Below are 13,765 nucleotides of genomic sequence, written 5' to 3'. Positions count from 1 at the left end.
AGCCAAACCTCCTCAGGTCCAAAAATGAAACTTAAAAAATTCAACCAAGTGGTTATTTAACAATAACCACTTGGTCTCCTGCAAGGAGCAGACAACTTGGTTAGTTATATATTATAGCCGGCCTCGAAGGCCTTTTTGTTCACGTCCAGGAATTTCGGCGGGACGGCCTTTTCCAGAGCCTGCTCCCACATTTCTCTGGAGATGGGCAATTTGCGGGCCAGGGTACCCAGCAGTACCACATTGGCCGTTCGGGCATTGCCGCAGGCGATGGCCATTTCCAGGGCATCTATCACCACGGAACCCGGTGCTTTTTGTTGAATATATTCCAGGACATTGGCCGGGTATTCCGCCAGCCCGGCCAGTACCGGCACCGGTGATATGGCCTGTTTGTTAACAATCATTATGCCGCCCTTTTTGAGCCAGGGCAGCCAGCGCAGGCCTTCCAGCTGTTCAAAGGCCAGAATCACGCCGGCCTTGCCTTCTTCAATAAGGGGGGAGTGCACCTTTTCCCCCAGCCTTACCTGGGTGACCACGCTTCCGCCCCGCTGGGCCATGCCGTGAATCTCCGACATCTTAATGTCGTAGCCGGCCAGCCGGGCGGCCGTACAAATTACCTTGCTGGCCAGGATGGTCCCCTGGCCCCCCACACCTACCAGCAATATATCCACCGGCTTAAGCACCGGCCTCACCACCTTTCACCAGGGCCCCGAACTTACACACCTGGGTACATACCCCGCAGCCATTACAGATAATGGGGTCTACATAAGCTTGTTTATCCTGCACCGATATGGCCGGACAACTGAGGCGCAGGCATGCCTTGCATCCCTCGCAGGCATCCGGGTCCACTTTCACCGGCGGCCCCGCCGGCTCTTTCTTCAGCAGGGCGCAGGGCCTGCGGGCAATAATCACTGAGGGGCGGGGATCTTTTACTGCGGTCTCAACGGCCTCCCGCAGCTGCTGCAGATCCAGGGGGTTCACCACTTTTACATCGGGAACACCCAGGGCCCGGCACAGCGCCTCCAGGTCCACTTCCGGAGCTTCCTCCCCCATAAGGGTACGCCCGGTGGCGGGGTGGTCCTGGTGCCCCGTCATGGCAGTAGTACGGTTATCCAGGATAATTACCGTTGAAGTGCCCTTGTTATATACTATATTCAAAAGGCCGGTAATGCCGGAGTGCATAAATGTAGAGTCGCCGATAACGGCAACGGTGCGCCCCCGCATTTCAGGAACGGCCTTTTCGGCACCGTGGGCCATGCCGATACTGGCCCCCATGCAGACACAACTGTCTATCCCTTCCAGGGGCGGCAGCCCGCCCAGGGTATAGCAACCTATATCCCCGGTTACGGTGAGTTTCATTTTTCTTAAAGTATAAAACACTCCCCTGTGCGGGCACCCGGGGCACAGTACCGGCGGGCGGCCCGGAAGGGCGGGCATATCCTCGAAGTTTCTTTCACCGCCGTCTGCCGGCAGCACCCCTGCTTCCACAAATTTACGCCGCACCAATCCCGGGGAAAACTCTCCTGTGGCAGGAAATAATTCCTTGCCAGTGACGCTGATGCCATTGGCCCGCAGCTGTTCTTCAATAAACGGCTCCAGCTCTTCCACCACAAACAGTTTTTCCACTGCAGCGGCAAATTCCTTTATTTTTGTCAGGGGCAGGGGGTTGGTCATTCCCAGCTTAAACACCGAAGCACCGGGAAGGACTTCCCTGACGTACTGGTAGCTTATGCCGCTGGTGATTACCCCTATCTTCCTGTCCCGCCATTCCACCCTGTTCACCGGGGTGTTTTCGCTGTACTCCCGGAGCTTTTGCCACCTTTTGTCCAGGTCAGCCCGGCGCATGCGGGCAAAGGCGGGAACCATCAAGTATTTTCGGGCATCCTTTTTATAGGGACGGGCACTCCGGGGTGCCGGCTCTCCCAGGGAAACGAAGGACTGGGAGTGGGCTACCCGGGTGGTAACCCGTAACATAACCGGAATATCACAGCTTTCACTTATTTCCAGGCCCTGCAGCACCATGTCCTTGGCCTCCTGGCTGTCGGAAGGCTCTAAAACGGGAATTTTGGCAAATTTAGCAAAATAACGGTTGTCCTGCTCATTTTGGGAGCTATGCATGCCGGGATCGTCTGCGGATACCAGCACCAGGCCCCCGTTCACCCCGGTATAGGCCGCGGTCATCAGGGGATCTGCAGCCACATTGACTCCCACGTGCTTCATGGTTACCAGGGCCCTGGCCCCGGCCAGGGCAGCACCAATACCCACTTCCAGGGCCACTTTTTCGTTGGGGGACCACTCGCAGTATATTCCCTCATACTTTGAAAAGTTTTCCAGGATTTCCGTGCTGGGTGTTCCGGGATACCCTGCAGCCAGGGCAACCCCGGCCTCGAAGGCTCCCCGGGCAATGGCGGCATTGCCGGAAAGCAGTTTCTTCATGTGTTGCACCTCCTGTAGTCAAACACCCTCTTAACTTTGCCGGTGCTGCGCTCTAAAGAGCGGGGCTCTAACAGGCGGACTCTGGCATTTATCTGCAGCACGCTGCGCAGGCGGTCGCGAATGCGGTTTTCCAGCGCCTCCAGGTCGCGGAAATTACCGGTAAACATTTCTTCGGTTACTTCCACCTGGACCTCGAGGTAATCCAGGTACCCTTTTTTATCCACTATAATCCTGTAGTGGGGTGTAGTGCCGTCAATGTCCATTAAAACTGTTTCTATTTGCGAGGGGAATACATTTACCCCGGACACTATGAGCATGTCATCGGTGCGGCCGAGTACTTTATGCATCCTGACAGTGGTGCGGCCGCAGGCGCACTTTTCCGGATTTAGTACCGTAATGTCCCTGGTGCGGTAACGGATTAGGGGCAGTGCCTCCTTGGTGAGGGTGGTGATTACCAGTTCGCCCTCTTCACCGTAATCCAGGGGCTCTCCGGTTTCCGGGTCAATTACCTCCACCAGGAAGTGGTCCTCGCTGATGTGCATTCCCGGCTCCACCGTACATTCCCCGGATACCCCGGGCCCTATTATTTCACTGAGACCGTAGTTGTCGGTGGCCTTGGCGCCCCAGGCCCTTTCCAGTTCCCCGCGCATGCTTTCACTCCAGCTCTCCGCGCCGAACAGGCCTACGCGGATGTTCAGGGATGCCGGGTCGATGCCCATTCCCCGGGCAACCTCGGCCAGGTGGAGGCAGTAGGACGGCGTTCCCACCAGGGCAGTGGTGCCGAAGTCCTGCATGAGCATAATTTGCCTCTCGGTATTGCCCACCGAGGCCGGCACAATGGTGGCCCCCACCTTTTCCAGGCCGTAGTGCAGCCCGAAGGCGCCGGTGAAAAGACCGTAGCCGAAGGTTACCTGCACCACGTCTTCAGCGGTAACCCCGGCCTGGGTAGCAATGCGGGCAACCAGTTCGGACCACGTTTCCAGGTCCTTCTTGGTATAACCCACCACCGTGGGCTTTCCCGTGGTGCCCGAGGAGGCATGCAGGCGCACCACTTTATTCAAAGGCACTGCAAACAGCCCGTAAGGATAGTTATCCCGCAGGGCTGCTTTGGTGGTGAAGGGTAACTTTCTTACATCCTCCAGGGTTTTAATGTCCGAGGGCTTGACGCCCACCTCGTCAAAAAGATTACGGTAATAGGGAACCCGGTGATATACCCGGTCCACAGTTTCCTTTAACCGCTTTAATTGCAGGGAGCGAAGTTGCTCCCTGTCCATGCACTCGTGCTCCACATCCCAAATCATATACTATCCCATCCTTCTTTTAAGGCATACTCCCTTATGGGATCACTTATCGAAAAACTTCCATAAATTGGCCCTCTAAAAAACAAAAATAACCAGGGCGGAGAACTCCTGGCTATGGACACCGGGCCCTGAGGATGCCCGGGCATTGTCATGGCCTGAAAGCGGGCAGTCTTTTCCAGACCCGCCACCATATTCCCGAGTAAATCCAGAGCCCGGACAAACCAACGACCATCCTACCGTGCCCGCCGTAAAAAAATGCCCGCGCAAAATAAGTGATAGCAAGGTGAATTGATTTTCAATTGACTGCATTGTATGATATTCTACAGGTTTTGACAGATTCCTTCCTTGTGGACCAAATCAATGCTAAACGGCCCCTTAATTTTCTTGGGGAATACTCCCCGGCGCCGGACAAACCGGGCCATGCGCCGGAAGGCCTCGCTTAAATCGTCAACTGAGGCCGCATAGGACACACGAATGAATCCCTCTCCGGCCTCACCGAAGGCATTGCCGGGCACCACCGCCACCCTCTCTTCCTTAAGCAGCTCTTCGGCAAATTCCTCCGAGGACAGGCCGGTGACCGAAATTTGTGGAAAGGCGTAGAAGGCGCCCCCGGGCTCAAAACACGGCAGGCCCATATCCTTGAAACTCTGCACCACCAGGTGGCGCCGGCGGTTGTATTGCCTGACCATCTGCTTCATGGCGGACCGCCCGTTTTTCAGTGCCTCCAGGGCAGCCATTTGGGCGGTGATTGGTGCACACAGCATGGAATACTGGTGGATCTTGGTCATGGCCCCGATGAAATCGGCATTGCCGGCAGCATAGGCCACCCGCCAGCCGGTCATGGCGTAAGCCTTGCTGAAACCGTTTAATAATATGGTCCTCTCCCGCATCCCCGGCAGGGATGCCATGCAGGTATGTTCTCCGATATAAGTTAACTTATCGTAAATTTCATCTGATATCACAATTAAATCGCGGCTTTTGGCTATTTCAGCCAGGGCCAGCAGGCTCTCCCTGTCCATAACGGCCCCGGTGGGATTATTGGGGTAACTAAGAAGTAATACTTTGGTCTTGGGTGTTATGGCCTTTTCCACCTGCTGGGGGGTCAGCCTGAACCCGTTTTCTATGGTGGTGGGCATCATTACCGGCCTCCCCCCGGCCAGTATGGTAATGGGCCCGTAACTTACGTAGGAAGGTTCGGGAATCAGTACTTCATCACCCGGGCAGAGAACGGCCCGCATGGCCAGGTCCAGGGCTTCACTGACGCCCACGGTAACGAGGATTTCCGACCGGGGATCATACTTCACGCCGTAATTTTCCAGCACATCCTGCACAATTGCTTCCCTTAGTTCCAGCAGGCCGTAATTGGAGGTATACATGGTATAGCCCCTTTCCAGGGCATAAATGCAGGCCTCGCGAATATGCCACGGGGTTACAAAATCGGGCTCGCCAACTCCCAGGGAAATTACCCCTTTGGTTTCCACCACCAGGTCAAAGAATTTCCTGATTCCTGAAGGCGGTATGGATTTAACCGCCGGGCTCAGCTTGTCGCTCCAGGAACTTTTCACGGTGAGATCACCAACCTCCTGTCTTCTTCTCCGTCTTCCATAATTACGCCGTCCTGCTTGTATGTTTTTAACACGAAATGAGTGGTGGTGCTTATTACTCCGTCTATGGTGGCCAGCTTGGTGGCTACGAAGTTGGCCACTTCCTTCATGGTTTTCCCTTCCACGAATACCGCCAGGTCGTAGGTGCCGCTCATCAGCCGGACGCTGCGAACTTCCGGAAAACGGTAAATACGCTCGGCCACCGAATCGTAGCCCACGTCCCGCTGCGGGGTAACCCGCACCTCTATCATGGCTTCGACCTTGTCTTCCCCTGCTTTTTCCCAGTTTATCAGGGTCATATATTTTAAAATGATTTTATTTGCTTCCATTGATTTTAATTCTTTTTTTACGGTTTCCGGGTGCATGTTGAGCATGATGGCTATTTCTTCGGGGGTTAATTTGGCGTTGGATTCGAGAAGCTCCAGTATTTCCTTTTTCTTCAATTTGTCACCCCTTTCGGCCTTAAATAAAAAACTCTCGTCCTTTGGGACGAGAGTTTTTGCTCGCGGTACCACCCAAGTTGACTGCGTGCATAAGGCGCATGCAGTCCCCTCCGGCCCGTTAACGGGGGCTAACCGGCAAAAAGCTTACTCCTCTTTGGGGGAATTTTTCCACGGAAAAATTACTTTTTATTAAGCCGGACTTGGCTTGGAAAAATTACCTTTATTAAGCCAGTCCTGGCTTGGAAAATTTCCCCCAAAATTTGGGGGAATTTTTCCACGGAAAAATTACCTTTATTAAGCCAGTCCTGGCTTGGAAAATTTCCCCCAAAAGGTTTCAGCCCGCAGCTCAAGGGCGGCCCGGGTACTTTCCTCAGCCGGGCTCCCACCTTCCCCCGGCTCGCTGAATGATTAACGGCACCCTTCTTCCCTGTCATTGCCGTGCTTTTTTAATACCAGAAACGCGTATTAAGATTATAGCATGGTGCCTTGAAGGTGTCAACGAACTTTCATGTGCCCTCTCCTGGCATTTGCCCCACTTTTTGTCATCACTACTACATTGTCAGCGTGCCGCTGTCGTTTTGGAACATTTGCAGGATTCTTTCTTCTTCTCCGGTCAGGGCGTTAATGTAAACCAGGAATGTGTTGCCCTGCATTGTACCCTGAAATTCCCAGGTTAATTTTTCATCGTACGTTTCCGTGGGAATAACCGCCAGACGTCCTTTCTTGTTTACTTTTAGTTCCTGACTTAAAAGAGCCCTGGCCTCTTGCTCCGAAAGTTTTGGCCCGGGAAGATTTCGCTTGTGGCGGGACATCAGGTATCCCCTGAAGTCGGTTCCTACCACTTCACCATTATCAAGGGCTACGGTTACCTTAATCATATCAGGATAAACTATTACATTTCCTTCCCTGGCAACAAAGTTATAAGTTACCACATTGTCATGTTTTTGATAGTAACTGGCCACCATATTTTTGTAGCCGCGCTCTTCCAGAAACCTTTTTGCTTTTTGGCGGGCTCTGTCCACACTCCAATTGGCCTCACCGATTTCCCTGGGAGTTATACTCCAGATTACTTTCCCTCCCTGCCGGGATATATCCATTACAGCCGGCCGGCCCGCAACTTTACCGTTCTTTCGGGGCGTTAGTTCCACCCGGTAGGCCGGTATGTTTCCCTCAACCCTTCCGGTAACCTGGGCCACGTAATTCCTTTCCTCTTTCCCGTCAATAAACTTAAGCGCCGTGGCTTTTGCCGTAGCCTCATCAATTTTTTTGCCGCCTATTGCCTTTGGCTTTCTTCTTTCCAGGTGGTCTGAGAAAGGCCCGTCGTAAATCAAAGTGGGATAATTCTGCATTTTCTCGTCAATGGTCTGGAAATTGGCACCGGCCAGGTGCCTTCCTTCCCGGCCCAGCTGTGTCCGGGTCCTTCCTGCCATCTCCCGAAAGTTTATTTTCCCATCCGTAACTTTTGATGCTACCTCTAGCAGCTCACCGTTAAGGTCCCCAGCCTGGCGGTAAAGTTTTTGTAGTTTGGTGTATTGCTCGCCGGTTAATGTCTTTCCCTCCACGGCATTTTCGCTCATCCTTTTGGAAAAATCCCCTAACTGGGTGAGAAACTTGACCGTTCTACCTATAACAACATCGGATACCGGCAGTTGGGTAATATTACCCAGGGCGGCGGTAGCCTGCTGCCATATCTCATTAAATATTTTGTCGCTCTGCTCCCTGTCTGCTACCACCAGGCTCTTGGCCAGCAGCACCTCCAGTTTTTGCACGTGGTCTACCGTATTATAAAAGGCCCGGTTATAATTATTGGCCAGTGCCGTTTCCGCTCTTTGCCTGGCCATGTACTGCTGGTATCCCCAGTAGCCGGCCCCGGCAACGGCCAGTATACCGGCCAGTAGCGCAAACATCCATTTTCGCACTGTTATTTTTCCCTCCTTAAAAACCAAAAACATGTTTACCTATCCGCATGGTAATGTTTCTGCTCCAAATCCAGGGACTTACTCTTTTAGCCGGGTTCCAGAAAAACAGGGCACCATTGGTGGGGTCCCAGCCGCTCATCGCCAGCCTGGCAGCCCTGAGGGACTCCGCATCCACCCGCCGGTTATACTGGCCATTCATCACCGACTCGAAGGCAAAAGGCTGGTAGATAACGCCGGCCAGGGTGTCGGGAAAGGCAGAACTTTGTACTCTGTTCAGAATAACGGCGCCCACGGCTACTTTACCCAGGAACGGCTCTCCCCGGGCCTCTCCGGCAATAACCTTGGCCAGCAAATAAACCCCGTTCCTGTCCCAAACGCCGGCCCGGGAAGAAGTGGCCGCTGTAGCTGCCGCTCCTTTATTGATTCCGGTGAAGCCCAGGTATGCCCATGTATTGTTCCCGACAATTCCATCCGGGTTCAGGCCGTTACGGGCCTGAAATAATTTTACCGCTTGCCAGGTTTTAGCTCCGTATACCCCGTCAATGGGCCCGTTATAATATCCCCACTGGCTTAACCGGTATTGGACCCTGACCACGTCCCTGCCGGTACTTCCCCAGTAAAGGGTGCGGTTTTGAGCCTGTGCACACCGCTCAAAAAGAGATAAAGCAAAGGTACCCCCCAGTAGAAAGGTTATCAGTATTATTTGCAAAAAATATTTTTTATAGATTTTCTGCAATGGCCCTATCCCCCTTAAATATGGTATTGTTATAATAGTTTTCCTTCCAGGTGAGGGATGTATGTAAATAAATTTAATTTCGGAACAGGATAATGGCGGCAGGAAAAAGAAATATTAACTATTCGGTTAAAAGGAGTTGTTTCATGTGAGCGCCACCGCTCTTTTTGTCATTTTCCTGGTCCTCGTGGCTATTTTGGGATTTACCCTGGGATTCAGACTTGAAACCAGGAAAAAGTTCCGCTACAGGAAGGATTCAAACAAAAAGCCCACCCCTTGATGGGGTGGGCTTTTTTACGCGCGCTTTTTGCGGTATTCCACGGCCTTTTTGACCAGGGCCGGTGCCCATCCGGCCTCTCCCAGGGCATGCAGGTGAGTGTAGGAAACCAAAACATTCTTGTAAACCAGCCCGTCCCCCCTGCCATCAATTCCGTAGCCGCGGGTTACCCGCCAGGCAACCTGCAGGCGGGACGTATCCATATTAACAACCCTGGAATGGTGGAATTCATGGCCCCTCAGCGTGGAGCCCACGGGGAAATAAGGATTTTTCTTTTCCACTTTAAGGACAATATAACCATGTCCCTGGGGCTTCTCCAGCATTTCCACGTCAAAGGGCAGGGCCCCTACCATTTCATGGCTTTCACCCTGCCATATTATGCGCCGGCCAAGATACATCAGCCCGCCACACTCAGCATAAACGGGCATGCCGTCATCAATGGCCATGGCTATTTGCCTCCGTAATTTTGCGTTATTTTCCAGTTCCTTCCGAAATATTTCCGGAAAGCCGCCCCCTATATACAGGCCGTCCAGCTCCGGCAAATCCACGTCGCTTAAGGTGTCAACGGCCACGAGGTCGGCTCCGGCGGCACTCAGTGCCTCCAGGTTTTCGGGATAATAGAAACTGAAAGCCCTGTCCATACATATTCCTATTTTTACCCGGGCACCGGTTCCGGAAGGCAGGCTGTCTACGCTCCAGCGCGCCATGCCGGCATTATCCTCGCCCTGAACATCAACAGTTAATGGCTCCGCTTTTTTTGCCAGCTCCAACAGCCCGTCCAGGTCCAGGTACTTCCCGGCCTCAGCGCCGGCAAGATCAATCCCGGCCGCCAGTTCATCGTCTTCACCGGCAGGTATGAGTCCCAGGTGCCTGTCGGGAATGGCAAATTGTTTACCCTTGGGAATGACACCCAATACCGGTATGCCGCAGTAGTATTCTATGGCCTTACGGAGCATTTGTTCGTGTCTCGGCCTGGCAACTTTATTCAAAATCACCGCTGCCACCTTTACTCTGGGGTCAAATTCCATGCAGCCTTTCACTATGGCGGCCACACTTCTGGTCATTCTGGTGGTATTAACCACCAGAACCACCGGCGCGGCGATTATCCTGGCAATTTCCGCCGTGCTGCCGTTGCCTTCGAGATCAACCCCGTCAAAAAGTCCCATGGCTCCTTCCACCACTGCTATATCCGCCCCCCTGACTCCCCTGGCCAGGGATTGCTTGATGGTTTCCTCATTCATTAAAAAACGGTCCAGGTTGCGGCACGGGCGCCCGGTTACCCGGGAATGCCAGCTGGGATCGATAAAATCGGGCCCCTTTTTAAAGGACTGTACTGTTAGTTTCTTTTTCACCAGTCCGCTCAATAAAGCCATGGTAACGGTTGTTTTTCCTGATCTGCCCTGTGGTGCTCCCACCACCAAGCGAGGTACATTAATTACTTGCTGCATCTTTATCCCGCCTTAGTCTCTGAAAAAAGTTCCTCAATAGAGAGCGGTGGGGGTACCCCCACCGCTACTATGTGCATGTAAAGAAGAATGATATTTTACTTCCAGTCCAGGGCCATGCCCACCAGGTCGATAAGGCCCTTAACTTCCACTCCCAGTTCGTGCTCCTCAACCATGGGGTAAAGCTGTGCCTTGCAAATGGAACACGGTGCACACAGGATGCCGTCGCCGTTCTTACCGATACCGGTGGCCCTTACCTGGTCCGCCTTAACCTTGCTCAGCAGGATCCTGCGCTGGTACATTTCCTTGTCATCAAACAAGATGCCGGACCCGCCACCGCAGCAGAAATTGTCAGCCCCGTTGGGGGTCATTTCAATAAAGTTGGATACGCAGGCCTTAATGATGACTCGCATGTTTTCATTCAGACCGCAGGCACGCACGTAGTTGCACGGATCGTGCAGCGTAACGGGCCTGGTGATTTTAGAGGGATCCAGTTTAAGCTGGTTGGTGCGAATCAGGTGAGCAACCTCATCGTGAATGTGGGTTATGTCCCAGCGAACCGGCCGGTCCGCCAGGCTGGGGATGTACATCTTGGCGGCACGCCAGCCGTGGCCGCACTCGCCCCAGACAATTTTCTTGACATTAAGTTCCTGGGCGGCATTCAAGAGGCGCATTACATTGTGCCGCTGGGTATAATACTGGTCAAACAAAAGCCCGAAGTTACCGGCCTCAGTGACGGTACTGGGAATCGTCCAGTTGGCGCCGATATAAGTGAAGAACATTCCCGCACCCATAAGGGTATACGGGTTCAAAAGGAAGTCAGCTGAAGACGGGACATACATTATATCGGCATCGGGCTTATCCACCGGGAATTCAATTTCAACACCGAACTCGTCCTTGCACTCTTCGGCCAGAAACTCCAGGGTATCAATTATGCCCGGCTTGGGCAGCCCGGTATGGTTGCCCACCCTTTCCATAGCGGCGCCCACATCGGCGTGCAGCTTGGGAGTTATACCCAGCCAGTGCAGTATTTGCCTGCCCGCCATGGTAACTTCACAGGTATCGATCCCGAAAGGACAAACGTGGGCACACCTGCGGCATTCACTGCACTGCCAGAAGTAAGAGTACCATTGTTCAATGACATCCAGGCTTATATCTTCGGCACCGACCAGCTTGCCGAACCAGCGGCCTTCCAGGGTGAAATAACGCCGATAAATTTTACGGATTAATTCCGCGCGGTTGGTGGGAATGTTATTGGGGTCCCGGGTTCCAAGGTAGGTGTGACAGTTTTCGGCGCAAAGCCCGCACTTAGTGCAGCATTCCATGGCCATTACAAAGGACCTGAATTTCTTACGTATATAATCCAGGTATTCTAATGCTTTCTCCGGCTTTTGCTCGTCAGGAACGGGCTCTATATGAATTTTGCGCATATCTTCCGGCTTGGCCCGTCCTGGTTGCACCATACCTTTATATTCAGGCATCTAATTTACACCCCCTCTTGAGCTGACTCGCCGCCGGAAGGCAATCCTAAACCCGCCTTGCGGGCAGCGGCAACATCAATATTGGGCAATCCGGGAGCGGGATCATGATAGACACGGTTGACAATCCAGCGCTCGGCAAACATCCCGAACAGGTGCATAAGCTTGCTGAACGGGAACAAAATCAGTAAAATTTGCACCAGCAAGAAGTGAATCAGGAAGAAAACACTGTCAAGCAGTTCCATGTTAAGAACCGGCTGGAATGTAGCAAGGGCAACAATATAATCACGAACCAGCTCGTACTCTATGTGGTACTGGGGGAACAGGCGCATTATATTACCCACGCCGACAATTAATAATAAGTAAACCAGCCATAGAATATCGCTGGGGTTGCTTACAGCTCTAGCCCCGGCTATGGCAAAGCGCCTGATGAGGAGATAGGCAATAGAAATAAACAATACAATTCCAAAAACGGTACCCAGGAAGTTGGACATGTCTTTACTCATTTCAGGAGTAATGCCAGGGATAAAAGCAAATTGCTCTCCCAGTAACCCAAACCCTACAATATGCCCCCCTAAAACGTTTAGAAGAGCAAAATGCATGATAAATGCCCCTGCCCATAAAGCCTTATCGAAAATAAAAATACTTCTGAATAAAAACGCCTCCGTCCCTATTTTTAAAGCCACTTGACCATTTGTTCTGAGGAACGGGTCGGAAAGAGTGATATTATGCACAATCCGTGCCCCCACCCAGCGACCCAAGCGATAAAAAACTCCCAATACAAATATAGTTATCGTAATATACGGAAGAATCTGACCAATCAGGAGCTTCACACAAACACCTCCTCCGGCCCGGTACGGAATAAATTTCCCACACGGCCTTATCATGATTTGCGGGAGTACACCGGAATACGGCGGGCAACCTGCCCTCGTTATGCGCGCCCGGTCAGCCCGCCCGTTTCCGGTGCACGATTATGATGCTTTTACATTTACCCTGCTGGTACCTATACCTCTTCTACGGTTACAGCACCGGAAGGACAAACGCTGGTGCAGGTCTCACATCCCAGGCACTCATCGGGATTTGCGACCGCAGCTTTGTCATCCTGCATTTCCAAAACTTCGGCCGGGCAGTTATCAACACATTCGCCGCAACCTTCACACTTTTCAACATCGATTTCTACCTTGAACACAAATGTTCACCTCCTAGAAATTTTAAACTTTTATTGAACTTAATGTGACAACCCCGTTACGATTAACTCCTCTCCTTTTTTGGGGGGGAATTTTTCAAGCCAAGTTTGGCTTGAAAAATTCCCCCCCAGGATAACGGGGCTGCCCACAGCTCGCCTTTATTGAGTGTACGCCTCAATAAATTAAGGGGGATTACTGCCCCCTCCTCGTATTCCCCTGATTTGCTAGCACTGGAAATGGAGGGCGTTACCGGCTTTATTGCACCAGCCAAACTACAGGGCAAAAGGGTTTCTTTAATAATTTTTTTAGCCAGTTAACCAGTCACAGCCCGGCCGGCCAGGACAATAATAAGTTCGTTACATCTCAAACTTTTTCCTTCTACAAAAATAGTTTTTACGTAAAAAATTTTTACATTTGTTCTTAAGTTAAATCCCATGTAAATCGCAGGAAACCTGCTTAGATCTCCCAACTGTCCTCTTCCCACTGTTGATCCATATTATACTGCAACCCCAATGGTGTTGTCCATAGGAGGTAAGTGGCAGGCAGGGCGGCTCTTAGTTTATAAAAGTTCAATATTTGACATGTATCCACTCGCGCTGATATACTAATTAAGGTAAGTGGGAAGGTAGAAGTGTATAATTATTTTTATTATCCCGGGGAGAGATGCATAATGCCTATCTTTGAATTTCGGTGCCTGAAGTGCGGCAACCTGTTTGAAAAGCTCTTCATCAATCCCAATGAAAAAGTGGAGATAAAATGTCCCGAGTGCCAGTCCGATTCCTTTGAGCGGGTAATCAGTAAAACAAATTATATTATGGGAAGCGGAAAAGACGGTAAAAAGCCAAAAGTTACAACCAAGTCCTGCGGCCCGGGAACTAATTGTGCAACATTAGAAATTCCGGGATGTGAATAAATAATAGATTGATTTCAAGGTACCTTGGACGC

At 51.9% G+C, this 13,765-nt stretch carries 13 protein-coding genes; 2 read left to right on the top strand and 11 right to left on the bottom strand.

All coding sequences use genetic code 11. The features are described 5' to 3' along the window. Positions 1–104 precede the first annotated feature (104 nt). The 7 genes from ACX4JR_RS00295 to sleB all read right to left on the bottom strand — a co-directional run bounded on the left by ACX4JR_RS00295 (position 105) and on the right by sleB (position 8,436). Entirely contained in the window at positions 105–680 is a 576-nt protein-coding gene (locus tag ACX4JR_RS00295; RefSeq protein WP_476059061.1) for an indolepyruvate oxidoreductase subunit beta, read from the bottom strand. After that, positions 673–2,433, bottom strand: coding sequence for an indolepyruvate ferredoxin oxidoreductase subunit alpha (gene iorA / locus ACX4JR_RS00290; RefSeq protein ID WP_476059060.1), 1,761 nt, complete (start codon positions 2,431–2,433; stop codon positions 673–675). The genes ACX4JR_RS00295 and iorA overlap by 8 nt, the downstream gene beginning before the upstream one ends. Continuing rightward, positions 2,430–3,734, bottom strand: a complete 1,305-nt coding sequence (locus ACX4JR_RS00285) for a phenylacetate--CoA ligase family protein (RefSeq protein WP_476059059.1) — start codon at positions 3,732–3,734, stop codon at positions 2,430–2,432. Before ACX4JR_RS00285 ends, iorA begins: the two co-directional genes overlap by 4 nt. 320 nt (positions 3,735–4,054) lie before the next feature. Further along, the gene (locus ACX4JR_RS00280; RefSeq protein WP_476059058.1) at positions 4,055–5,299 is read right to left on the bottom strand and encodes an aminotransferase class I/II-fold pyridoxal phosphate-dependent enzyme; all 1,245 of its coding nucleotides are present in this window, start codon (positions 5,297–5,299) and stop codon (positions 4,055–4,057) included. After that, positions 5,296–5,781: an Lrp/AsnC family transcriptional regulator gene (locus ACX4JR_RS00275; protein ID WP_476059057.1), complete on the bottom strand. Its 486-nt coding sequence runs from the start codon at positions 5,779–5,781 to the stop codon at positions 5,296–5,298. The genes ACX4JR_RS00280 and ACX4JR_RS00275 overlap by 4 nt, the downstream gene beginning before the upstream one ends. Positions 5,782–6,332: 551 nt before the next feature. Beyond that, positions 6,333–7,700: a germination protein YpeB gene (gene ypeB, locus ACX4JR_RS00270; protein WP_476059056.1), complete on the bottom strand. Its 1,368-nt coding sequence runs from the start codon at positions 7,698–7,700 to the stop codon at positions 6,333–6,335. A gap of 16 nt (positions 7,701–7,716) precedes the next feature. Next, the gene (sleB, locus tag ACX4JR_RS00265) at positions 7,717–8,436 is read right to left on the bottom strand and encodes a spore cortex-lytic enzyme (protein ID WP_476059055.1); all 720 of its coding nucleotides are present in this window, start codon (positions 8,434–8,436) and stop codon (positions 7,717–7,719) included. Positions 8,437–8,581: 145 nt separating this feature from the next. On the opposite strand from sleB, the gene ACX4JR_RS00260 reads away from it, so the two are divergent. After that, complete coding sequence (locus tag ACX4JR_RS00260; RefSeq protein ID WP_476059054.1) at positions 8,582–8,713, top strand: hypothetical protein; 132 nt, start codon at positions 8,582–8,584, stop codon at positions 8,711–8,713. A 14-nt stretch (positions 8,714–8,727) separates the two neighbouring features. Here the strand turns inward: ACX4JR_RS00260 and ACX4JR_RS00255 are convergent, their stop codons facing one another. The 4 genes from ACX4JR_RS00255 to ACX4JR_RS00240 all read right to left on the bottom strand — a co-directional run bounded on the left by ACX4JR_RS00255 (position 8,728) and on the right by ACX4JR_RS00240 (position 12,822). Further along, positions 8,728–10,158, bottom strand: a complete 1,431-nt coding sequence (locus ACX4JR_RS00255) for a cobyrinate a,c-diamide synthase (protein ID WP_476059053.1) — start codon at positions 10,156–10,158, stop codon at positions 8,728–8,730. Positions 10,159–10,253: 95 nt separating this feature from the next. Then, entirely contained in the window at positions 10,254–11,636 is a 1,383-nt protein-coding gene (locus ACX4JR_RS00250; protein WP_476059052.1) for a (Fe-S)-binding protein, read from the bottom strand. A gap of 5 nt (positions 11,637–11,641) precedes the next feature. Continuing rightward, complete coding sequence (locus tag ACX4JR_RS00245) at positions 11,642–12,466, bottom strand: respiratory nitrate reductase subunit gamma (RefSeq protein WP_476059051.1); 825 nt, start codon at positions 12,464–12,466, stop codon at positions 11,642–11,644. 170 nt (positions 12,467–12,636) lie between these two features. Continuing rightward, the gene (locus tag ACX4JR_RS00240) at positions 12,637–12,822 is read right to left on the bottom strand and encodes an ATP-binding protein (RefSeq protein WP_476059050.1); all 186 of its coding nucleotides are present in this window, start codon (positions 12,820–12,822) and stop codon (positions 12,637–12,639) included. 668 nt (positions 12,823–13,490) lie between these two features. Between ACX4JR_RS00240 and ACX4JR_RS00235 the strand changes: the two genes are divergently transcribed. Continuing rightward, positions 13,491–13,733, top strand: a complete 243-nt coding sequence (locus tag ACX4JR_RS00235) for an FmdB family zinc ribbon protein (protein ID WP_476059049.1) — start codon at positions 13,491–13,493, stop codon at positions 13,731–13,733. Positions 13,734–13,765: the final 32 nt, after the last annotated feature.

The organism is Desulfofundulus sp. JL263-se (assembly GCF_056316025.1).
Note: the sequence above shows the minus strand (reverse complement) of the source record. Positions and strands in the feature narration are given on the sequence as shown.

Excerpts from the sequence above, each read along its gene's own strand:
- iorA (WP_476059060.1), bottom strand. The coding sequence starts at position 2,433 with ATGAAGAAACTGCTTTCCGGCAATGCCGCCATTGCCCGGGGAGCCTTC.
- ACX4JR_RS00285 (WP_476059059.1), bottom strand. The coding sequence starts at position 3,734 with ATGATTTGGGATGTGGAGCACGAGTGCATGGACAGGGAGCAACTTCGC.
- ACX4JR_RS00255 (WP_476059053.1), bottom strand. The coding sequence starts at position 10,158 with ATGCAGCAAGTAATTAATGTACCTCGCTTGGTGGTGGGAGCACCACAG.
- ACX4JR_RS00250 (WP_476059052.1), bottom strand. The coding sequence starts at position 11,636 with ATGCCTGAATATAAAGGTATGGTGCAACCAGGACGGGCCAAGCCGGAA.
- ACX4JR_RS00235 (WP_476059049.1), top strand. The coding sequence starts at position 13,491 with ATGCCTATCTTTGAATTTCGGTGCCTGAAGTGCGGCAACCTGTTTGAA.